The sequence below is a fragment of the Streptomyces fodineus genome, assembly GCF_001735805.1.
Taxonomy (GTDB): Bacteria; Actinomycetota; Actinomycetes; order Streptomycetales; family Streptomycetaceae; genus Streptomyces; species Streptomyces fodineus.
Genome location: NZ_CP017248.1, coordinates 8,560,543 through 8,582,339, shown reverse-complemented (window position 1 = coordinate 8,582,339; position 21,797 = coordinate 8,560,543). Strand labels below are relative to the sequence as shown.

The window sequence follows — 21,797 nt, the reverse complement described above, 5'->3', positions numbered from 1 at the left end:
AGAAGCGATCGAATAGCGATAAATCCCCCGCCTCTCCGGCCGCGTCCCTAGGCTCGCCGAACAGTCCGCCGACATATGACTCATGGAGGTTCTGCGTGCTGCACCCACCCCCGGAGGACGCGCAACAGCTCGTCCTGCCCAACGGGTTCGATGCCATCGTCCGGGTGCTCGACCGGTATGTCGCCGACCGACGGGCCGGCCTGCCGTGGCGGGCACGCTCCCGTGGGCGCCGGCTACCGGCCGTGCTCCTCGCACGCGAACCGGAGAGCGATCCGGGGGCAGGCGCCGCCGAACCGGACCCGGCACTCGCCGCGCTGGTCCTGGCGTACCGGCAGCGGCTGCTGTCCACGGGACATGAGCCGGTGGAGCACCTCGCGGGCCTGGCGCCGCACGCGGTCGTCGACGACGGACTTCTCGCCAGGGGCGGCCCGCGGGAGGAGGAGGCGGGTGGGCCACACGTGCTGCTCCTGGACGAAGTGGCCCGTCAGCTGCGCACCTCCATGCCGGACCGGTCCGGGGCGTTGCGGCTGCGCGAGTTCGGCACGCTCCTGGCGGTGCTACGTGCCCCGCTGCCACCGGGGGACGACACCGACGCCGGCCGGAAAGCTCTGCGGGACATGCTCGTCGACAGGGAGGCCCGTAGGTTCCAGCCGGCCCCTGGAGCCGCGCAACTCGGTGAAGCCGTCGGTGGACCGTGGGCGACGGCGGTGCGGTGGGTCACCGCTGTACCGGCCGGATGGCTCTGGCGCCTGTGCTACGGCATGCGCGTCGACCGGCAGCAACCTTGGCTGGGTTCCCGGCTGAACCAGCCCGGCCGCAGTTTCCTCGATGCGGCGCTGGCCCTGCGCGCGGCGCACCAGTACTCAAGGGCCCATGACACGGCGCAGACCCAGCCCCCGGAGTCGGCCGCCATGGCGGCCCGCGACGAAGCGGTGGTCCGGCAGGTTCTGCTCATCGCGCTGATCCACGACCTGGCCAAGGCGGCGCGGCCCCCGGCGTGGAGCCGGCGCCGCCCGCGGCGCGGATGGTCGTTCGTCCTGTTGCTGCCGACCGTGGGCGGCGAGGGGTCCGCCTGCCGCAAGCTCCTGGACACCTATGCCGCCGCAGCCGGCGACGCCGGTCCCAGCCCCCTGCTGGTACTGGGCGCTGCCACGGATGACATCCCGTCGTACGCCGCCCCTCCCCCGCCCCAGGCCGTACCGGCCCAGGGCGGTTCCCGCGCCCATCGAGCGGGCCGGGAGGTGGCCGCGCTGTTCTCGGCGGCGACGGCCGGGCGGAGCACCGAGGCGGTGCATGTGCTGCCGCTGCCCCGGACCCCGGACGACGGTACCGCGGCGGAGTGGCTCGCCGGGCACCGTATCGTCGGGTCTCGTCGCGCCGGCGCCTGGGACTGGTGGCGGCCTGTGGCCGCCGGCCTCGCGGCCACCTTGTTGCTTGTGGGGGGCTTCGCCGGCTACCGGGCGGTGCTGTCCCTCCTGCCCGGCGGACGCTCCGCCGCCTCCTGCCGGCAGGTGGCGACCGGGCAGGTCGTGGGTCTCACCGACGGTAACGACGGCTGCGACCTGGCTCATGGTCTGTACGCGCCGGAGCTGCGGAAGCTGGAGCGGACCCTCGGTCAGCAGAACGCGCTGGTCGACACGACCGGTCCCTACCGCACGCTCGTGTTCTTCGCACCGCTCAGTGTGGGTTCGGAGTCCAAGCGCACCGTACCCACCGGCTTTCAGATGCTGCGTGGCGCCCTGCTCGCCCAGAAGGAGGTGAACGACCGGCATCTGAAGTCCCAGGTGCCCGTCCGGCTGCTGGTGGCCAACGCGGGCGAATACTTCAGCTACGGCTCGAGCGGCGGTCTCAACACCACCAATCACACCAACGTGGACGTCGCCCAGATGATCCTCGACCGGGCGAGCACGGACCACATCGCGGCCGTCATGGGCCTGACCCAGAGCCGTCCGGAGTCCCAGCAGGCCGCGATCGAACTCGGTACCAAGGGCCTCGCCGTACTCGGCACCGGCGTCACGGGCCAACGGATGGTGGAGGGCGAATCGCCCGTGTCCTACTTCCAGCTCTCCCCGCCCGATGCGCGCATCGCCTCGGTCATGGCCGCCTTCGCCCAGCACTCGCCCCGGATGGGTGCCCTGGCCAAGCCCACCGCGGGCCACACCGCACCGGCCGCCGTGGTCGTCTACGACCCGAGTGACAAGTACTTCAGCAACGACCTGGCGAACCGCTTCGACACGGACTACCACGCGGCCGGGCCGGTGTACCGGGTGCCGTACGGCGAGGTGGACGACCGGCGAACCTCCAACGTCGCCCAGACGGTGTGCGCACTCGTTCACCGGACCAACGGGTTCGTCCTGTACGCGGGCCGCTCCGGCGTCATGGAGGACCTGTTCCACTACATGCAGGGCGACCCGGGATGCCGCGCCCGTCAGAACCGGGTGGCGGTCATGGCCGAGAGCCCCGCCCCGGACCTGAGCCTGCATCCGGAACGGATGCAGCAGGAGTACGACGCGCTGACGCTGTTCTACAACCAGTTCAGCCTGCCCGATCCCCAGGGACCGTTCGCAGGACTCTTCCAAGCGGAATTCCACCTGTCCGCGGAGAACGACGCGGCCGTCGGCTACGACGCGGTCAACATCCTCTCCGACGTCATGGACGCCATCTTCACCACCGATCCTGAGTTCACACCCAGTTCCCTGGTCACCCAGCTCCAGGACCCAGGCGTGTCCCAGTACGTCGGCGAGTCCGGCGTCATCACGCTGAACAGCGACCACAACTACCCGCCGGACAAGGAGATCCACGTCCGCGAGATTCCCCCCAACGGGGGGCCACTCACCGACCTCACCTGCGGTGTGCTCGCCAAGGGCGCGCAACGCGTCACCCACTGGGGCCCCGACGACCGCTTCGCCTGCCCGACGGACGACGCATCCTGATGCCCCAGCGTGTGCATTGGTCTGCCCCTGTGGGGCGCCCAGACCAGCGGTCGGGTGGTGACACCGCCACACCGCAAGTTCAAGAAGAACACTCCGGACTGGTACGAGCAAATGTATGAGCGGCAGCGCAAGACACATTCCTCACGACTCATCCGCGTCGAGCACGGCAGCGCCCACCTGAAGTACTGGCTGGCGCCGGCCCGCCACCTCGGCCGCCGCGAGCACATGAGCGACATCGTCCAAGCCGCCGCCGGCCTGCTGTCCCATCAGCAGACCGCGGACTTGACGTCGGCACGGCAATTGTGAGCACCGAGCCCGCCGCCATCCTCGGCGTCTCCCTGCCTACCGTGCACGAAATCGTCAGGAGTACGGGATCTCCTCCACCATCGTCCGGTCCCCACGCCCCTTTCATACCGGCCGTTTGCGGGAGTTTGTCACCGAGGAAATCGACGGGGGCGCCTACGGGCGGATCCTGCGCCCCAAGGGCTTCTTCATCCTGGCCAGTCGCCCGCAGGCGGCGGGGCTGTGGTCCTAGGCCGGCTCCGTGGCGCGCTTCGAGCCCTCTGCCGCCCACGACATCGACGGCCCCGCCGGGACAGGATCTGCCGGGACGCACCACGCCCAGGCACAGGGCCTTGTTCGTGCCCGCAGAGCCGAGCGGCAAAGCCCGTTCGGCTTCTCAGGCCAGCCACCTACCGTGCAACGGCGCTGAGTCGATCAGCCCCAAGATGTCCGAGTTCAACGCAGCGTAGTCAGCACCAAACCAGCACGGGAGTCAGCACCGCACCGTCAAATCACGCTGAAATACGCGTCCCGGAGGGTGCTGGTTTCGATCACTTGCGAGCCTCTGAACCGCTCTTCCCTGAGCCGGCATGGTGGCCACGCGCATAGCCGAGCCTCGAATTATGGTGGTCCACCACATGTGCGCCTGACCTGCATCTTCCTACCGTGTGCCGACACGTACCCGTCCCCACCGCACACGAGGAAGAGGCGCACATGGCCTCCGGAACCACTGCTCCCCCGTCCCCCGCCAGCCTCCCCAGAATCGTTGCCGCCAGCCTCATAGGCACCACCATCGAGTGGTACGACAACTCATTCGATCGGGGCTAGGCCCAGCGGTTTTCGATGGTTGCGACCCCCAAAGTCAGCACCGAACCAGCACCGAATCTGTGCGGGCGGGTACGGGCTTGCCGGACAACCCACACCCCACTCGCTGCAGCCTCAGCGAGGGCCCTTCCAGCGGCTACACACCGGGCCCACGGCGCGGACGTCGTGGCAGCAATTCCCCCTTGGGCCTGTCCAGCATGTCGCCGCTCTGCCTCCACACGACGGCACTTCACTCAAAGACGTTGCTGCACCTCATGAGCAGCCCGGCCTGACGACACAGCGAGCGTCCTTCCCCCAGCAGCGTCACGCAGCCTCGCCAATGGGTTCGACGTGGAGCGGAAGGACAAGCTGGCCTCAAGGCTGAGCACGGCGTCCATCACCGATCGCCGACGCTGCGGGGCGTCCCACAAGACGTGGGCGTAAGTCTGCTAGGTCGTGTGGGGATGGCTGTGACCGAGCCATTCGGCCGTGTCCGCCACGGGTACGCCCCTGGCGAGACCGACGGAGGCGAAATAATGCCTGATCCAGTGCGGCGTGATGTTGCGGCTTCAGCCGACATTTCGGCCGCTTCCCGTCGGCGGTGATGATGATCGCCGCGATGGAGCACAACGGCAGCGTCCTCGCCAAGCGCCGGATCGCAGACAAGTGGTCCTCAAAGGAAGTGGTGTTCGGGATCCACGATGTACGTGAGGATCCCGTGCCAGCGGGAATCGGGGTTATCCAGGGCTGCCGGATCCACAGACATCATGGCTCTCCGGACTCGGACCTGTGCGGCCTCGGGATCGTAAGGTACCTCGATCTCGCTTTCCCATTGCGCGTCGAAGTGCGGGCGTTCCAGTTGGAGGAGGTACAGGAAGTGCACGAAAGACCGGAGCGAGCTGTTCCACAGGTAGATCTCGGAGTCGTCGGGCAGGCAGTAGACCGTGCCAGCGCCAGGATCGAGGGCGAGACCGTCATAGGGGATCATCCCCAAACCGATCCACTTGTCCGCTCCCGTTGGGACGACGGAGTAGCGGTCGGTGAGTTTGCCATCCCAATCCTCGACGCGTCCGAACCGCTCTGCCAGCTCAGCGTCTATGTCGAACCACGGATTGTCCCAGACCGGAATTCCCAGCGTTCCCAGGACTTCCCTGGCATCGGGCTCGCCGATAGCGGATAGGTTTTCCTCCGACGCGACAATCAATTCAGCCGGATCAAACACTGCCTCCAGCATCTCACGAGTGAGGGCGAGCGGACGACTCATACTCTTTTCCTGTCATTTATTGATGACGTGCGAGAGTGTCAGAATATCATCTATTTGTCTGCAGTTCGGGAAGATGCAGATTCATTTCATCGTTCTCCGCGCCGAAACCGTGCGCAACCATGGTGTTTGATAAATCACGAAACCCCCTGCCACCAACTGGAGTTGCCTTGCAGATCGCCGACTTGGCCGAGCACACGCGCCTCCTCGGCGAGGTGTCCCCGGCCCTGAACGACCTGTACGCGGAAGTGGAACAGGTACGGGAGGGCGAGATCGCCAAGCCTGTCCGTGAGATCGCGCCCATCTGCCTGCGTGTGCAGGAGCTTGCAATGCAGTGCACGCGGCAGTTCCACGATCTCTCGGTCAGTCAGTACGCCGCGATGAAGGGCGGCGAGGAGAATCTCGCGCACCTCGCCAGCGCCTGCTCTCAGATCTCGCTCGCCGCGACGCTGTGCAACCCAGCCATCCACCATCGCACCGAAATCCTCTTGTACGAGGACGCCGACCCCACACCCGCGGCCAGCCGAGACCAGCTACCGCGGGCCGGCGACGAGATGAAGCGAGCGGCCACCACCTACCGCGCTGTGGCGCAGCAGCTGTCCCGGCGGCTGGCGTCGGTGGCAGCCCGAAATGAGGACCAGCAGCTCATCGCCCACGCCCTGGCCGACGAGCCGGAAAGGGCGTCCGCTGGCATTGCAGGATCTCCCGCCTGTGCAGGCCCAGGGCCACCCACGACTGCCCGCGGCCCGGTGTGACCACCTCTGTCAAAGCCGAGGCCCCTGCAGCCGAACGCCACCGCTGACATGCGTCTTGCTCATCCCGTCACGTCACGCCCCTTCACCTGCCCACCCCATCCACCCAGGAGCCCGTGCTGCACACCTACGAGCCAGGCGACCTCGACGACATGACCATGCAGGAAGCGCTGGACGCCGTCCTCGCCGACCTACTCGCCCCCCCTCACGACCCCTTCCAACAGCGTGTTCACCGTGCTGCGGCACATCGACCTGCTCTGTCACCTCACTGCCCGAGCGGCAGGCGACGCCCAGTTCGGTCTGGCCTACGACTACGCCGATGCCGCAGACCGGGCTCGAGTCGAGCCGCTCAGCAGGGCAGCCGCCCACCTCGGCCGCGCGACCGCCCACTACACCCTGGTATTGGCCCCCATCGTGGCCCTGAGCAAGCCCGAGGCGCAGAACACGCTGCACAAGCAGATCGACGTGCACACCAGGCTCAGCGCGCACGTCTGTCACCCATGGACGACTTGACCTCGTGGAGGTAGGTCGCGTGGCCGTCGTGGATGAGGAAGTGGTAGCCGAGCCGGGTGGTCCCCCGGCTGCGTACCGGCGAGTCCGTGCACGCGCAGGCTCGACTTCCACGAGACCTGTGGTTCGACTTCCACGCGAGTCCGGTGATTCGACGCCGAACTGCTCGTGCAGCCACGCGGCCACCGCCGCCTCCCCCGCGACGCCCACCGGCACGGTGCGGCGATCACAACTCGCACCCCGCAGACACCATCCCAACACTGCTACGTCCGATCTGCGGCTCATGTCGGAGTTCTACGCAGCGTAGTCAGCACCAAGTCAGCACGGTGGGGGTGAGAAGGGGCGATGACGTGGGCTTTTAGTCAGCACCAAACCAGCACGGGAGTCAGCACGGCGCCTCCAAATCACGCCCGAACAACGCAACTCGGACAGCGCCCGCCTCAGCCCCATTGAGGCCGTCACCGAGGCCCCGGCGGCGCCCCCCATGGGGTGCGCACGCACTCCCAGTCCCAAAACTATGGTGTCCCACCACATACGCCCCTGACCTGCACGTTCCTACGGTGTGGCAACACGCAAACATCCCCGCCGAACGCCAGGAAGTGGTGCCGATGTCCTCCCCCTCGACCGCTCCACCAGCCCCGTCCAGCCTCCCCCGCATCGTCGCCGCCAGCCTCATCGGCACCACCATCGAGTGGTACGACTTCTTCCTCTACGGCTCCGCCGCCGCGCTGGTGTTCAACAAGGTGTTCTTTCCGGACTCCGATCCGCTCGTCGGGACGCTGCTGTCGTTCCTGACCTATGCCGTCGGGTTCGCGGCGCGCCCGCTCGGGGCGCTCGTGTTCGGACACTACGGTGACCGGCTCGGGCGGAAGAAGCTGCTCGTGCTGAGCCTGGTGATGATGGGCGGGGCGACGTTCGCCATCGGGTTGTTGCCCACGCACGCCACGGTCGGATCCGCCGCGCCCGTGCTGCTCACCCTGCTGCGGCTGGTCCAGGGGTTCGCGCTCGGTGGTGAGTGGGGCGGTGCTGTCCTGCTGGTCTCGGAGCACGGGGACGCGCGACGGCGCGGTTTCTGGGCCTCGTGGCCGCAGACCGGCGCGCCGGCGGGGCAGTTGCTCGCGACCGGTGTGCTCTCGCTGCTGACCGCCCTGCTCTCCGACGACGCCTTCGGGACCTGGGGCTGGCGGGTTCCGTTCCTGCTCTCCGGGGTGCTCGTGCTCATCGGTTTGTGGATTCGTCTCTCCGTCGATGAATCACCTGTCTTCAAGGAGGCGTTGGAGCGCGCCGAGTCCCGGCGGGCCGCCGGTGACACGGAGAAGCTGCCGCTCGTCTCCGTGCTGCGGGAGCACTGGCGGGACGTGCTGGTGGCGATGGGCGCCCGTATGGCCGAGAACATCAGCTACTACGTCATCACCGCCTTCATCCTCGTCTACGCCACCACCTCGGCCGGCGTCTCCAAGCAGACGGCGCTGAACGCCGTGCTCATCGGCTCCGCCGTGCACTTCGCCGTGATCCCGGCCTGGGGCGCGCTGTCCGACCGGGTCGGGCGGCGGCCCGTGTACCTGCTCGGCGCGGCCGGTGTCGGCTTGTGGATGTTCCCGTTCTTCTCGCTCGTGGACACCGGCTCCTTCGGATACCTGGTCCTCGCCGTGACCGTCGGGCTGGTGCTTCACGGCGCCATGTACGCGCCCCAGGCCGCCTTCTTCGCCGAGATGTTCGCCACCCGGATGCGGTACTCGGGCGCGTCCATCGGCGCCCAGTTCGCCTCCGTGGCGGCCGGTGCGCCGGCCCCGCTCATCGCCACGGCCCTGCTCGACGACTACGGCAGCTCCACCCCGATCGCCCTGTACGTGATCGCCGCCGCGGTGCTGACCCTGGTCGCCGTGGGCGTGGCCCGGGAGACACGGCACCGGGACCTCGCCCACGTCGAGGCCGAGGAGGGCGGGTCCGCCGGTGCGAACCCGGCCGCGAAGGCTCGGACGGTCTGACCCGGCGCAGCTTCGCCCGACCGTGAAGCTGCGGACGGCGTGATCGGCGTGGCTCCGCCCGACCGGTGCCGCTGCGTCCGGCTCCCCGCGGCTCCCCTGACCGGCGAGGCTCCACGTGCCCGGCGTGGTTTCCCCCACGCACATCCCCTGCCCGGCCCCCGTACGGCACACCCGTACGGGGGTCAGCGTCTGTCCGGGGCCGCCAACCGGTGCAGCCGTAGCGCCAGTTGGATCTCCAGGGTCCGCTCCGGGTTCTGCCAGTCCTCGCCCAGCAGCCGGCCCACCCGCTCCAGCCGCTGGGCGACGGTGTTCACGTGGACGTGCAGCGCGTCCTTGGTGCGGGCCGGGCTCATCCCGCACGCGAAATACGCGTCCAGGGTGCGCAGCAGTTCCGTACCGCGTCGCTCGTCGTAGGAGACGACCGGGCCGATGGTGCGGTCGACGAAGCCGGCGATGTCCCGGTCGCCGGCGAGGAACAGGCCGAGGAAGCCGAAGTCCTCGGCCGCGGCGCCGTCCCCGGACCGGCCCAGCAGGTGCAGCGCGTCCAGGCAGCGGCGGCCCTCGGCGTAGGCGGCGGCGACGGTCTCGGGGTGTGTGGCGAGACCGGTGACCGGGGCCGAGGCGCCGACCGTGACGGGTTGGTGCACGGCCGTGCCCAGCTGGTGGGCGGTGCGGCGGGCCAGGTCCGTGGCGGTGTCACCGGTGCCGAGCGGCAGCAGCAGGACGGTGCCGCCGTCGCGTGCGGCGGCCAGGCCGTGCCGGGTCGCGGCGAGGTGGGAGGCGGCCGACCACAGGCGGCGGCGGGCCGCGGCCTCCTCGTCGGCGTCGGCCGCCGGGCCGTCGAGGCGTGCGGCGAGGACGACATGGGTGGCGTCCAGGTCGGCATGCAGCCGGGCGGCGCGTTCGCGCAGCAGGCGCGGGTCCCGGTCACGCGCGTCCAGCAGGTCGTCCAGCAGCTCGCCCCGCACCCGCTGTTCGGCCTCGGCCGCCGAGCGGCGGGCGAGCAGGAGCAGTGAGGTCACCATCGCCGCGCGCTCCAGGGTGCGTTGGTCGACGGGGTCGAGGCCGGGGTGGCCGCGCAGGACCAGCGCGCCGAGGAGTTCACCGCCGGCGGCGACCGCGGCGATCCAGTCGCTGTCGTGCCGTACGGCGTGTCCCTCGGCGCGGGACGCCTCCAGCGCCTTCGTCGGCGCCGCGTCGGCCTCGGCGAACTCCACGGTGCCGACGAGGACTTCGGAGACGGCGGCGGCGACATCGTGCACCCCGCCGCCGCGCAGGACGAGTTCGGCGAGCCGGTCGTGGACGTCGGAGGCGCGCTCGATGACGGCGCTGCGGTCCTGGATGATCTCGTTGGCGCGCTCCAGGCCGGACAGGGCCGCGCGGGTCTCGGTGAGCAGGTTGGCGGTGTCGATCGCGGCGGCGGCGAGCGCGGCGAAGGAGCCGAGCAGGGCGATCTGCGCGCGTTCGAAGACACGCGCCCTGCGGTCGGCGGCGAAGAGGACGCCGATGACGTGCGGGCCGAGCATGAGAGGCACGCCGAGGATGGCGACCAGGCCCTCGTCCTGGACGCCGCCGTCGATGGTGGGGGTGTGCTGGAAGCGGGCGTCCTTGAGGTAGTCGTCCGTGACGTACGGCCGGGTCGTCTGGGCGACCAGTCCGCCGAGCCCTTCGCCCATGCCGAGGCGCAGTTGCTGGAAGCGGGCGGAGACGGAGCCCTCCGTGACCCGCATGTAGGTGTCGCCGCGCGCCGGGTCGTTCAGGGTGAGGTAGGCGACGTCCGTGCCGAGCAGGGAGCGGGCGCGCTGCACGATGGCCTGCAGGACGGCGTCCAGATCGCGCAGGCCCGCGAGGTCGTGGGCGGTCTCGAAGAGCGCGGACAGCTCCGCCTCACGCCGTCGGCGCCCCTCCAACTCCGCCCGGACGCGCAGGGCGAGCCGCTTGGCCTGTTCCAGCGCGGCGATCCGGTCGGCCGATCTGCCCTCGGCGCGGGCGAGCAGCACCGGCTGCTCGTACGCCTCCGCGGAGGCGTCGCGGGCCAGCAGCTCGAGGTACGGGGCCTCGATGCTGCCGCTGGGTGCCGGCTGAACGTGATCGCGAGACATGGTCACAGGATTCCGCATCGGCCGGGCGGCGCGTCAGGCCTGTGGAAAACTCCCGGGCCGGGCGCCGCCGGGCGCTTTCAGTGGGCCGTCCACCCGCCGTCCAGCACCAGCGAGGTGCCGGTGACGAAGGACGCCTGGGGGCTGCACAGATAGGCCACGGCTTCGGCGACCTCCTCCGGTTCGATGAGCCGCTGCAGGGCGCTGTCCTTCAGCAGGACCTCGGACAGCACGCGTTCCTCGGGGATGCCGTGGGCCTGCGCCTGGTCGGCGATCTGCTTCTCGACCAGGGGGGTGCGCACATAGGCGGGGTTCACACAGTTCGAGGTCACCCCATGGGCGGCGCCTTCCAGAGCGGCCGTCTTCGACAGTCCCTCGAGGCCGTGTTTGGCGGCCACATACGCGGACTTGAAGGCGGAGGCGCGCAGGCCATGGACGGAGGACACGTTGACGATCCGGCCCCAGCCCTGCGCGTACATGTGCGGCAGGGCACCGCGGATGAGCCGGAAGGGCGCCTCCAGCATCACGGTCAGCACGGTGTGGAAGACGTCGGGCGGGAATTCCTCGATGGGGCACACCAGTTGCAGGCCCGCGTTGTTGACCAGCACATCGGTGCCCACGGCGGCCCGTTCGGCGGCGTCGAGGTCGGTGAGGTCCACGACGTGCGGTACGACGCCTCCCGGCAGGTCACCGGCCCGTTCCGCCTGCTGGGCCAGCTCGGCCAGACCGGCCGCGTCCCGGTCGACGGCCCGTACCCGCGCACCGGCGGCCGCGAGGCGCAGCGCACAGGCACGGCCGATGCCGCTGGCGGCACCGGTGACGAGGGCGGTGCGGCCGCCGAGATCGAGGGCGAGGGGCTGGGGGCGAAGGCCGCTCGGAAGGCTGGACGAGGTCATGTGCCGACCCTAAGCGGACCCCAATCCTCACCACATGTGGTGGCCACCCACACTTCAGCTGACAGTCGTAGGGTCAAACCATGTGGGTGCTTCGGACATGGCCTGCTTGATCCGGAGACGGCCGAACTCGTTGAGATCGGGCAGCGCGTCCACCGCGAACCAGCCCACCTCCAGGGACTCGTCGTCGTTGACCCGGGCCTCGCCGCCCACGGCCCGGCAGCGGAAGGTGATGTCCATGTACTGGCACTGGTCACCATTGGGGTAGACGACCGGGTCCAGGGCCTGGACGAGGACGACCCGCTCGGCCACGCAGTGCACAGCCGTCTCCTCGAAGACCTCCCGCACGGCACAGGCCGCGGGCTGCTCGCCGGGCTCCGGGATACCCCCGATCACCGACCACTTGCGGGTGTCGGACCGCCGGCCCAGGAGCACTCTGCCCTCGTCGTCGAAGACGATCGCGGTGATCCCGGGGAGCCAGAGCAGTTGCCGGCCGGCGGTGGCCCGGAGCGTGCGGATGAAGTCAGGAGTAGCCATGTGCCCGACCCTAACGGGCCCGGGCCTGCGCTCTCCTGGCGGTTCAGCCGGCGTAAGCACGAGTTCAAGGGGCCTGTCCCGGCCGGTTCCGGGGCCGTATTCCGGTCGTACGGCTATACGCCACCGGCGCGCCGACGGCGCAGCCCGGACCCGATGGCCCAGCCGAGACCGCCCGCAGCGACCAGCGCCAGAGCGATCTCCGGGAGGATGCCCAGTTCGGTCGCGGGGGTCTTGGACGTGCGCAGCGGCACCTTCTGGACGAGGTACGCGGGCACGAACATGCCGGTCCTCCGGGTGATCTTCCCGTCCGGCATGATGATCGCGCTGACGCCGCTGGTCACCGGCACGGTGACGGTACGACTGTGCTCGACGGCGCGGATCCGGGACATCGCGAGTTGCTGGTAGGTCATCTCGCTGCGGTCGAAGGTCGCGTTGTTGCTCGGCACGGAGATCATCTCCGCGCCGTGGGTGACGGTGTCCCGCACCGCCCAGTCGAAGGCGGCCTCGTAACAGGTGGCGAGACCCACCTTGGCACCGCCGATGTCGAACACGCCCGGCGTGCTGCCGCGGCTGAAGTCCTGCCGGACCATGCCGGTCCAGTTCTTGTTGATCGCGCCGACGACACCGCGCAGCGGAAGGTACTCGCCGAACGGCTGGATCTGCCGCTTGTCGTACGTCTGCGTCGGCCCCTTGGCCGGATCCCACAGGATCTGTTCGTTGAGCAACTTTCCGTCCCTCTCGACGACCCCGCCGACGGAGAGGGGCACACCGACCGCCTTGGCCGCCTCGTTGATGACGGCGGCGGCGTCCGGGTTGCCGAAGGGGTCGATGTCGGAGGAGTTCTCCGGCCACAGCACGTAGTCGGGCTTCGGGGTCTTCCCCGCCTTGATGTCGGCGGCGAGCCTGAGCGTCTCGCGCACGTGGTAGTCGAGCACAGCCCGCCGCTGGGCGCTGAACTCCAGCCCGGAGCGCGGCACATTGCCCTGGATGATCGCGACGGTCCGGGTGCCGTCCTCTGCCTTGTCGCTCACGAGCGGCCGGGCGGCGACCGCGCCGGCCACCGGGACGGCCACGCTCAGCAGCGCGGCGGCCGCGGCCCCGCGCCGCACGGCGCGCGTCCGGCGCCGCTCGGCGATCAGCCGCCCGGCCTCGTACAGGCCGAAGCCGCACAGCACGACCGCGAAGCCGAGCACGGGTGTACCGCCCACCGCGGCGAGCGGCAGGAAGACGCCGTCCGCCTGACCGAACGCGACCTTGCCCCAGGGGAAGCCCCGGAAGGGCACGCGCGCGCGTACCGCCTCGCCCGCGATCCACACGGCGGCCGCCCACACCGGCCAGGCAGGCAGTTTGGCCACGGCGGCGACGCCGACGCCGACCAGGGCGACGAAGACCGCTTCGATGGCGACGAGGGCCAGCCACGGACCGGGGCCGACCTCCACGCCGGTCCACACCAGCAGGGGCAGCAGGAAGCCGAGTCCGAAGAGATAGCCGAGGCCGAGGGCCGCCTTCCAGTCACGGCCGCGCAGCACCCAGCCGAAACCGGCGAAGGCGGGCAGCGCCAGCCACCACAGGGTGCGCGGCGGAAAGCTGACGTAGAGCAGCACTCCGCAGAGCGCGGAGGCGGCGGCCGGAATCAGGCGGAGCAGCCGGCCACGGAACGCGCTGGGCGCGGGCGACGGCTGGAGCTGATCCGGCTCGTCCACGGAAGGTGCGGTGACGGTCACCCGGGTGAGTGTACGGCCGCTGCCCCGGCCGCCGACAGCGCGGTGCGAGGGCCGGGACCGCCACCGCCGCCCGCGGTTGTCGCTGGTCGCCGGCCTCGCCCGTCGGCCGACGCGCGCTTGCGGTAATCAGCGCCGCATCCCGGCGGCAGGGGCCGGCACGGGCTGCCGGCAGCCGGCGCAGAGCATCGTTCCGCCCCGCCACCGCCCCGGAACCACCAGCGGCACACACAACATCCGGCCACCATCCTCCCCGCGACTTTCCGTCGCATCTCGTGCCCAAACCGGTCATCAGCCGCTACGGTGTGCCCAGCCTCGGCAGTGCGGCCGGATCCGGAGTCGTACCCGGCCGTGGCCTGGGGCAGGGGACGGGGACCGGGGACGAGGGGCGGCGGTGGGGTCGACGGAGACGAGGCCCGCGACCGGGGTGGGCGCGGAGACGGCCGACGTCAGGCGAAACGTTTCTGACGGGGCGGGCATGATCTTGCTGGGCGCCTGCGCCGGCTGGTCGCTGATCACCGCGGCGGCCCATGACGGACGGCCCGAGGGCATGCTGCTCGCGGTGCTCGCCGTGGCGGCCGGTCATGCCGTCGGCCGGGTCTCCGGGGCACTGCTGCCGGTGGCCGCGCCGTGCGCCGGTGCCGCGGCCGGACTCGCGCTGGCCGTGGTCCTGCCCGGTCTCTCCGCCGGTCCCCGGTACGCCGCCCCGCTCGGGCACGCCGGTGGCACGGCCGCTCTGCTGGCGCTGGCCACGGGTGCCGCATGCTGTGCCGCCTGGGCGACGCCCGTACCGGGACTGCGGCTGCTGCTGCGGGCACTGGCCGCCGGGATCGTGCTGACCGGGGCCGTGCTGGGGTCGGTGGCCGGTTGCGTGGCGAGTGCCGCCGTACTGCTGTGTTCACTCGCCGCGGGCTCGGTGTCCCGCCGCGGCGGGTGCCTGCTGGGTCTGGCCGTGGCGGCGGCCCTGGTCGCCGGGACGGCGTGGGCACTCGCCGCCGACGTGCTGCCGGACGGCCTCGCCCGGGTGCTCGACGGCCGGCTGACCGCACAGCGGGTGGCGCTGTGGCAGGACGGCCTGCGGCTGGCGGGCCGCAACCGAGGGCTCGGGGTCGGCCCGGGGCGGTTCGGCGAGCTGGGCGGCACGGCACCGCACACGCTGTCCGCCGACGGCAGACCGCACTCGGCCCTGCTCCAGCTGGCGGCCGAGCAGGGCCTGGTCGGGCTGCTGCTGTTCGTCGCCGCGTTCTGCTGGGTACTGCACGCGCTCTGGCGCAGCCCCCGCTCCACCCCGGTCGCCCTGACCGCCGGCGCCGCCCTGACGGCGCTGGCCGGGTGCGCCACGGTGAGCAACGCCCTCAGCTTCACCACGGTGACCGTGGGCGCGGGGCTGCTGGCCGGGTGGGCGACGGCCCGGCCGTGGGCGCGCGACAGCGCGGATCCCCGGCTCTGAGCGGTGTCCCGCCCCCCGTCGACGCGTGGCGCGGCCTCAGCGGATCGTGCGCAGCCGGGCCCTGATGACCCGTACCGCCGACTCCGCGTTGTCCACGGTGATCGTGAAGGTGTGGCCGTCCCACAGGCGCAGCACGATGCCCTCGCCCCGGCGTACGACGACGGCAGTGCCCTTCTCGGGGCGCCAGCGGTAGCCCCAGCCGCCCCAGTGCCGGGGCGTGACCAGGGCGGTGAAGTCGGCGCCGGCCACATGGGAGAGCGGGATGCGGCGGCGCGGCAGCCCTATGTGGCCGCAGCGCACCTCGAGGCACTCCATGTCGAGCTTGAGATCGACGTGCACGAAGGCGAGCGTGCCGAAGAGGACCAGCAGCCCGGCGGCGATGCAGCCCACGACGGACATCACCAGCGGGGCGATGCCGGACGTCCATGCCGAGTCCACGGCGAGCTCGATACCGAGCGCCATGCAGGCCGCGCCGACCAGCGCCAGCAGCCACTGGACCCGGTTCGTGGCGCGCCCGGTCCAGATCTCGGAGTGGGGGCCGTCGTCGGCGGGGGGATGGTCCCTCATATTTATGAGGTTACTCAGGTTTCGCTGCGCGGGGAGGGCGTTGCGGAGGGTGACTGACCCGGGTGGGCCACCACTCCCCCGCGCCTGGTCCGTGGTTGCCGGGCCGGTCAGCGGACGGGGCTGACCGCCTGGAGGAAACGGCCTTCCTCGTAGGAGAGCGCCGTGTCGGGGAGCGTGGCCTCGCGCCCGCTGAGCAGCACGGTGAGCGTGGTGTCGGCGACGGCGGCCGGGTCCGGTTCCGCTCCGATCCTGCGCAGGGCTTGTGCGGCCACCGCCCCTGCGGAGCCGTGCAGCATGAGCGGCGGACGGCCGGGCCGCTGGACGGCTGCCCGGATGCGCTCGCCGACCAGCTCGTAGTTGGTGCAGCCCTGGACGACGGTGGTCACGTCCTCGGGGGTGCGGGCGGCGGCCGCGGCGACCGCGGCGTCGATCGCGCTCTGGTCCGCGTGGTGCACCGCGTCCGCGAGACCCGGACAGGGCACCTCGGTGACGGCCACACCGGCGGCGAACCGCTCGATCAGATTCCGCTGGTAGGTGCTTCCGGTGGTGGCGGGGGTCGCCCAGATCGCGACATGACCGCCGCCCGCCGCGGCGGGCTTGATCGCCGGGACCGTACCGATGATCGGCAGGTCCGGCTCGAAACGGGCCCGCAGTTCCGGCAGGGAGTGCACGGACGCGGTGTTGCAGGCGACGATCAGGACGTCGGGCTCATGGGCGGCGGCGGCCTCGGCCACGGCCAGGGCCCGCTCGGTGATGTCTTGCGGGGTGCGCGGCCCCCAGGGCATCCCGTCCGGGTCCCACGAGAGCACGAGATCCGCGTCGGGCCGCAGCCGCCGTACCGCCGCGGCGGCGGGGAGCAGGCCGATACCGGAGTCCATGAGCGCGATCTTCACCCGGCCACGATAGACGATCGGGCCTTGCGGGCCGGTCGGGTGGGGCAGACTGCGGGCGTGAGCGCGCTGCTGTGGATCACCGCCGTCTCGCTGGCCGCCTGGTGCTGGCTGCTGCTGTGCCAGGGTTTCTTCTGGCGCACGGACGTCCGGCTGCCGCCGCGCCGGGAACCGGACGGCTGGCCGTCGGTGTGTGTGGTCGTACCGGCCCGTGACGAGGCGGCCGTGCTGCCCGCGAGCCTGCCCTCCCTGCTGGCGCAGGACTATCCGGGGCGGGCCGAGATCTTCCTGGTGGACGACGGCAGCACCGACGGCACCGGGGAGCTGGCCCGCGAGCTGTCCCGGCGGCACGGCGGGCTGCCGCTGACCGTGGGCTCGCCGGGCGAGCCGCCGGCGGGCTGGACGGGCAAGCTGTGGGCGGTGCGGCACGGCATCGGCCTGGCACGCGCGCGTGAGCCCGAGTATCTGCTGCTGACGGACGCGGACATCGCCCACGCGCCGGACAGCCTGCGCATGCTGGTGGCGGCGGCCCGTACCGGGGGCTTCGACGTCGTGTCGCAGATGGCACGGCTGCGGGTGGAGAGCGTGTGGGAGCGGCTGGTGGTCCCGGCGTTCGTCTACTTCTTCGCACAGCTGTATCCCTTCCGCCGGATCGGCCGGAAGGGATCGCGTACGGCCGCGGCGGCGGGCGGCTGCGTCCTGCTGCGCGCTGGGACGGCGGAGAAGGCCCGCATCCCGGACGGCATCCGGCACGCCGTCATCGACGACGTGGCGCTGGCGCGCGCCGTGAAGAGCGCCGGCGGGCACGTCTGGCTGGGGCTGGCCGACCGGGTGGACAGCGTGCGGCCGTATCCCCGGCTGCACGACCTGTGGCGGATGGTCTCGCGCAGCGCCTACGCCCAGTTGCGGCACAACCCGCTGCTGCTCCTCGGCACGGTCGCCGGGCTCGCGCTGGTGTACCTGGTGCCGCCCGCCGCGGTGGTCGCGGGAGCGGCGGGCGGCGGCACGGCGACGGCGGTCACCGGCGCCCTGGCGTGGGCGGTGATGGCGGGGACGTACGTGCCGATCCTCCGCTACTACCGGCAGCCGCTGTCGCTCGCCCCGCTGCTGCCGTTCACCGCGCTGCTGTACCTCCTGATGACCGTCGACTCGGCCGTGCAGCACTACCGGGGACGCGGGGCCGCCTGGAAGGGCCGTACGTACGCGCGTCCCGGCGCCGTGCCCGACGAGGGCTGAGCCCGGTCACTTGCGGCCGGGTGTCCAGTTCATGCCCCATCCGTAGGCGCGGTCTATGGTCCGCTGCGGGCTCACCCCGCGCTCCGGCACCAGGTAGCGGGCCTCGCGCTGTACGAGCAGGTCGCCGCCCGTGTTGGTGATCAGGGCGAGCGCGCACACCGTGGAGGGGACGGTGCACTCGTCGAGCGAGAAGTCGATCGGGGCGCCGTGCTGCGGCTGGAGGGTGACGGTGGCGTGCAGGTCGGCGAAGGAGCTGGCGCCTTCGTAGATGGTGACGAAGACGAGGATGCGCCGGAAGTCCTGCTTGTGGTCGAGGTTGACGGTCAGGTTCTCGCCGCTCGCCACGGCACCGGTGCGGTCGTCGCCGTCGAGGTGGATGTACGGCGGCCGGTGCAGCGAACCGAAGGCGTTGCCGAGGGCCTGGACGACCCCCTTGCGGCCGTCGGCGAGTTCGTAGAGGGCGCACAGGTCGAGGTCCACCTCCCCCTGCTGGCGTCCCCACCGGCCGCCCCAGCCGGAAGGCTGTTGGCGCATCTGCCAGTTGAGGTTCACCCGCATCGCCCCGGAGGTGCCGCCCTGCTTGGCGAGCGAGACGGAGGGCGCCGCCTTGGTGAGGGTGACCTTGGACAGGCGGACGGGCTGGGGCGCCGGAGGGGTCACGGGCGGAGGCGGCGCGGTCACGGGCGGTGTGACAGGGGGCGGGGGCGGCATGACGGAGCCCGGCACGGGAGGCGGGGGCAGTGCGACGGGGGCCGTCGCGGGAGACGGGGGCGGCGGTACCGGGGCGGGCGGGGCGGGCGGTGCGGTGTGCCGGGGTTCGTCCACGGTGATGCCGAAGTCCGTGGCCAGGCCTTCGAGTCCGCTGCTGTAGCCCTGGCCGACGGCGCGGAACTTCCAGCCGCCCTGGCGGCGGTAGAACTCGCCGAGCACGAAGGCCGTCTCCACGGTGGCGCCGGGGCTGTCGAAACGGGCGACCGGCCGACCGCTCACGGCGTCGGTCACCTCGATGTACAGGCCGGGAACCTGTCCGAAGGTCCCACCGTCGGCGGAGGCGGCGACCACGATCCGCTCGATCGCGCCCTCCACGCGCGCGAGGTCGACGGAAAGGGTGTCGGTGACGCCCGCGCCGGCCGGTTTCTTGCCTTCGTGGCGCACCGCGCCGGAAGGGTGGGCGGGCTGGTTGTAGAAGACGAAGTCGCCGTCCGAGCGGACCTTTCCGGTGGCGAGCAGCAGCGCGGAGGCGTCGGCGTCGGGCACGCCGGGTCCCGAGCGCCAGCCCAGCTCGACGCGCAGGGCCGTCGTCGGCACCGGCGTGTTCGACCCTTTCGGCATTGACATGTCCGCCCCCATCCGTATCGGCTTCCGGGCACCCGGGTCGTCCAGGTGAGCCCTACCCGCACAACCTATTCCGGGGTACGGCGAACTCCCATGACCGGCACAGGAAGATCGCCGGTCAACTGCCGGTAACCCCGCAGGAACTCGGCCTTTACACGATTAAAGCGTCGCACGACGTCCCTTTTTGCCGAGTTCGCTCGGATTGGGGATCCCCCGTCACTGCGGACACGGAAAACAACCCTCTTATCGGTCTCCCCAACGAGCACATCGTGGGCTTAACTTATGTGCCATGACCTCCCCCCGCTCCACTTATGGTGGCGGCTACTACTCCGCCTCCTTCCCGGACACCCCGATCTACGACTCGCTCGTGGCCGAGCGGGGTACCCCGCAGATCGCCCCGATCCGGGTCCCCGCCGCCTACGACACGGGCAGCAGCCTGCCCGCTCTGCCGTCGGCACTGCCCGCCCTCCCGGCGGCTCCCTCCCCGCAGGCCCCCGCCTACGGCTACCCGCAGATGCCGCAGCCCGCGCCGCTGCAGCAGGCGCCCACGGCCTACATCCCCCAGCAGGCGAGCGCTCCGCGGGGTTACCCCGGCCAGCAGGCCCCGCAGCAGCAGCGCCCGATGGGAATGGGCACGGGATACGAAGCCATGCGCCCGGCCGCGCCGCGGCCCGCACCGGCTCCCTACCAGGACCCGTACAACAACCAGCAGTATCGCGGCTACTGACCGACGCCCCACCGCTGTCGGTGCCCACTGGCACGATGGCGGCATGGGAAGCGCCGAAGTGCAGTCGATCCACGTCCATCCGGTCAAGGCGTTCCGGGGTCATGCTCCCCGGGAGGCTGTGGTGGAGCCCTGGGGCCTGGCCGGAGACCGACGCTGGACGCTGATCGACGACGGGGGAAAGGTCGTCACCCAGCGCGAGCAGCCGCGCCTCGCGCTGGCCGCCGCCGAGCCCGAGGCCGGCGGCGGCATTCGGCTGTCCGCGCCCGGCCACCCGCCGCTGACGGTGCCCGTGCCCGAGCCGACCGGAACGGTGCCGGTGAACGTCTTCGGTACGAAGGTCGAGGCGGTCCCGGCCGCGCCGGCCGCGCATGCCTGGTGCAGCGCCTATCTGCGGGCCGACGTCCGCCTGGTCCACATGGACGATCCGGCCACCCGCCGCCCCGTCGATCCCGAGTACGCGCTGCCCGGCGAGACGGTGAGCTTCGCCGACGGCTACCCCCTGCTGGTCACCACGACGGCCTCCCTCGACGCCCTGAACTCCCTGATCGCCAACGGCACCCATGCCCACGAGGGCCCGCTGCCGATGAACCGCTTCCGGCCCAACATCGTCGTCACCGGCACCGAGGCCTGGGCGGAGGACCACTGGTCGCGGATCTGCGTCGGCGAGGTGGTCTTCCGCGTCGCGAAGCCGAGCGGACGCTGTGTCGTCACCACCGTCGACCAGGACACCGCCGTACGCGGCCGGGAGCCCCTGCGTACCCTGGCGCGCCATCGCAAGGCCGGCTCGAGACTGCTGTTCGGCCAGAATGTGATACCGCTTTCGCCCGGCACGATCAGGATCGGGGACCCGGTCCGGGTGCTGGAGCCGCGCTCCCACAACGGTCTGGCGGAGGGGGAACCGGGAGGCGGTCCCGGTCGTTGGGAGCTCATGAGGGATTCATGAGAAACCGCGTTCGCGACCGTTCGCGGTGGACGTGATGTCGCTCTCTCTTGCCCTGGGCCGCGGATACGGGCCCGGCCCGGGGGTTATGACGGAGCGGAAGGGGGTGGGGGCGATGCGGGCTATCAGTGGGCTGTGGCGCTGGCGGCGCAATCCGCTGCGCCGCGCGACCGATCTGGCCGAGGCGTGGGTGGCCCTCGTGGCGCTGGTGCTGATCGCCGTGGCCGCGCCCGTGACCGGCTGGCTGGTCGGCGCCGCGGCCCAGGCCTCCCTGCAGCGGTCCGTGCTCGAGCAGCAGCACACACGCCACCTCGTGACGGCCACAGTACTGCGAGCCCTGGGCAAGGCCCCGCTGGAGACCGACCCCGACACCACCACGGCGCGCCAGATCCACAGCCGTGTCCTCGCGGACTGGCCCGGGCCGGACGGCACGCACCAGCACGGTCCGGCCCTGGCGGACCTCAAGTCCCCGCACGCGGGGGAGCACTTCAGAATCTGGACGGACCCGCACGGCCGAATAACGACCCGCCCGCTGGACTCCGCGACCGCCATGACACACGCGGTGCTCGCCGGTATCGGCGCGGCCCTGCTGGCCACGGGCTTGATCGAAGGCTTCCGGCGGCTGACCGTGTGGCGCATGGTCCGCGGCCGGTACGCACGCTGGGACCAGGCCTGGGACCGGGCGGGTCCGGACTGGGGCAAGGCGGGCACCGGCAGCTGACGGCCTTCCGGCTCTGGTCAACCCACCGTGCACGCACACGCTACGGTGGTCCGGCCGAAGCGCTTTCGGCGACGACCCGCGGGTGAGCGAACCGCAGGGGCACGCCCAGGTTTCCGGGAGCGTGAACGCGCACCAGCCCCAGGGGCTGAGC

The 21,797-nt window shown here is 71.3% G+C and carries 19 protein-coding genes; 11 read left to right on the top strand and 8 right to left on the bottom strand.

The window, feature by feature from the left end; translation table 11 throughout:
- Positions 1–95 precede the first annotated feature (95 nt).
- From BFF78_RS37245 to BFF78_RS44050, 3 genes are all read left to right on the top strand, one after another.
- Entirely contained in the window at positions 96–2,933 is a 2,838-nt protein-coding gene (locus BFF78_RS37245; RefSeq protein WP_069782469.1) for a type 1 periplasmic-binding domain-containing protein, read from the top strand.
- A 54-nt stretch (positions 2,934–2,987) separates the two neighbouring features.
- Positions 2,988–3,239: a transposase gene (locus BFF78_RS37240; RefSeq protein WP_227026011.1), complete on the top strand. Its 252-nt coding sequence runs from the start codon at positions 2,988–2,990 to the stop codon at positions 3,237–3,239.
- 67 nt (positions 3,240–3,306) lie between these two features.
- Positions 3,307–3,468 (top strand): CobW C-terminal domain-containing protein, encoded by a 162-nt coding sequence (locus BFF78_RS44050; RefSeq protein ID WP_079161639.1) that lies wholly within the window; start codon positions 3,307–3,309, stop codon positions 3,466–3,468.
- A 1,224-nt stretch (positions 3,469–4,692) separates the two neighbouring features.
- On the opposite strand, the gene BFF78_RS37235 is transcribed toward BFF78_RS44050, so the two are convergent.
- On the bottom strand, positions 4,693–5,283 hold the full coding sequence (locus BFF78_RS37235) for an SUKH-4 family immunity protein (RefSeq protein ID WP_079161638.1): 591 nt from the start codon (positions 5,281–5,283) through the stop codon (positions 4,693–4,695).
- A 167-nt stretch (positions 5,284–5,450) separates the two neighbouring features.
- On the opposite strand from BFF78_RS37235, the gene BFF78_RS48665 reads away from it, so the two are divergent.
- From BFF78_RS48665 to BFF78_RS37220, 3 genes are all read left to right on the top strand, one after another.
- The gene (locus tag BFF78_RS48665) at positions 5,451–6,035 is read left to right on the top strand and encodes a hypothetical protein (protein WP_227026010.1); all 585 of its coding nucleotides are present in this window, start codon (positions 5,451–5,453) and stop codon (positions 6,033–6,035) included.
- A 222-nt stretch (positions 6,036–6,257) separates the two neighbouring features.
- Positions 6,258–6,545, top strand: coding sequence for a hypothetical protein (locus BFF78_RS37225; protein WP_069782468.1), 288 nt, complete (start codon positions 6,258–6,260; stop codon positions 6,543–6,545).
- Positions 6,546–7,150: 605 nt separating this feature from the next.
- Positions 7,151–8,530 carry an MFS transporter gene (locus tag BFF78_RS37220; RefSeq protein WP_069782467.1) on the top strand — a complete coding sequence of 460 codons (1,380 nt, stop codon included), beginning with the start codon at positions 7,151–7,153 and terminating at the stop codon, positions 8,528–8,530.
- Positions 8,531–8,712: 182 nt separating this feature from the next.
- On the opposite strand, the gene BFF78_RS37215 is transcribed toward BFF78_RS37220, so the two are convergent.
- The 4 genes from BFF78_RS37215 to lnt all read right to left on the bottom strand — a co-directional run bounded on the left by BFF78_RS37215 (position 8,713) and on the right by lnt (position 13,783).
- On the bottom strand, positions 8,713–10,632 hold the full coding sequence (locus BFF78_RS37215; RefSeq protein WP_069784053.1) for a helix-turn-helix domain-containing protein: 1,920 nt from the start codon (positions 10,630–10,632) through the stop codon (positions 8,713–8,715).
- A 77-nt stretch (positions 10,633–10,709) separates the two neighbouring features.
- Positions 10,710–11,525 carry a 3-hydroxybutyrate dehydrogenase gene (locus BFF78_RS37210; RefSeq protein ID WP_069782466.1) on the bottom strand — a complete coding sequence of 272 codons (816 nt, stop codon included), beginning with the start codon at positions 11,523–11,525 and terminating at the stop codon, positions 10,710–10,712.
- A 54-nt stretch (positions 11,526–11,579) separates the two neighbouring features.
- Positions 11,580–12,059 (bottom strand): NUDIX hydrolase, encoded by a 480-nt coding sequence (locus tag BFF78_RS37205; protein WP_069782465.1) that lies wholly within the window; start codon positions 12,057–12,059, stop codon positions 11,580–11,582.
- Between the two features lie 113 nt (positions 12,060–12,172).
- Positions 12,173–13,783, bottom strand: coding sequence for an apolipoprotein N-acyltransferase (lnt, locus tag BFF78_RS37200; protein WP_069782464.1), 1,611 nt, complete (start codon positions 13,781–13,783; stop codon positions 12,173–12,175).
- A gap of 475 nt (positions 13,784–14,258) precedes the next feature.
- Between lnt and BFF78_RS37195 the strand changes: the two genes are divergently transcribed.
- On the top strand, positions 14,259–15,230 hold the full coding sequence (locus BFF78_RS37195) for an O-antigen ligase family protein (RefSeq protein WP_069782463.1): 972 nt from the start codon (positions 14,259–14,261) through the stop codon (positions 15,228–15,230).
- Positions 15,231–15,266: 36 nt separating this feature from the next.
- Here BFF78_RS37195 and BFF78_RS37190 read toward each other — a convergent pair whose 3' ends face one another.
- Both BFF78_RS37190 and BFF78_RS37185 read right to left on the bottom strand, forming a co-directional pair.
- A complete protein-coding gene (locus BFF78_RS37190) occupies positions 15,267–15,797 on the bottom strand; it encodes a hypothetical protein (RefSeq protein WP_069782462.1) in 531 nt (176 codons plus the stop codon).
- 107 nt (positions 15,798–15,904) lie between these two features.
- Positions 15,905–16,690, bottom strand: a complete 786-nt coding sequence (locus BFF78_RS37185; RefSeq protein WP_069782461.1) for a glutamate racemase — start codon at positions 16,688–16,690, stop codon at positions 15,905–15,907.
- A gap of 39 nt (positions 16,691–16,729) precedes the next feature.
- On the opposite strand from BFF78_RS37185, the gene BFF78_RS37180 reads away from it, so the two are divergent.
- Positions 16,730–17,923, top strand: coding sequence for a glycosyltransferase (locus tag BFF78_RS37180; RefSeq protein ID WP_099054998.1), 1,194 nt, complete (start codon positions 16,730–16,732; stop codon positions 17,921–17,923).
- A gap of 6 nt (positions 17,924–17,929) precedes the next feature.
- Here the strand turns inward: BFF78_RS37180 and BFF78_RS37175 are convergent, their stop codons facing one another.
- Positions 17,930–19,261 (bottom strand): TerD family protein, encoded by a 1,332-nt coding sequence (locus BFF78_RS37175; protein WP_227026009.1) that lies wholly within the window; start codon positions 19,259–19,261, stop codon positions 17,930–17,932.
- Between the two features lie 286 nt (positions 19,262–19,547).
- On the opposite strand from BFF78_RS37175, the gene BFF78_RS37170 reads away from it, so the two are divergent.
- The 3 genes from BFF78_RS37170 (at position 19,548) to BFF78_RS37160 (ending at position 21,646) form a co-directional block, all read left to right on the top strand.
- Complete coding sequence (locus BFF78_RS37170) at positions 19,548–19,985, top strand: DUF6643 family protein (RefSeq protein WP_031160622.1); 438 nt, start codon at positions 19,548–19,550, stop codon at positions 19,983–19,985.
- A gap of 43 nt (positions 19,986–20,028) precedes the next feature.
- Positions 20,029–20,928, top strand: coding sequence for an MOSC domain-containing protein (locus BFF78_RS37165; RefSeq protein ID WP_079161637.1), 900 nt, complete (start codon positions 20,029–20,031; stop codon positions 20,926–20,928).
- Between the two features lie 112 nt (positions 20,929–21,040).
- The gene (locus BFF78_RS37160) at positions 21,041–21,646 is read left to right on the top strand and encodes an Rv1733c family protein (protein WP_069782458.1); all 606 of its coding nucleotides are present in this window, start codon (positions 21,041–21,043) and stop codon (positions 21,644–21,646) included.
- Positions 21,647–21,797 lie beyond the last annotated feature (151 nt).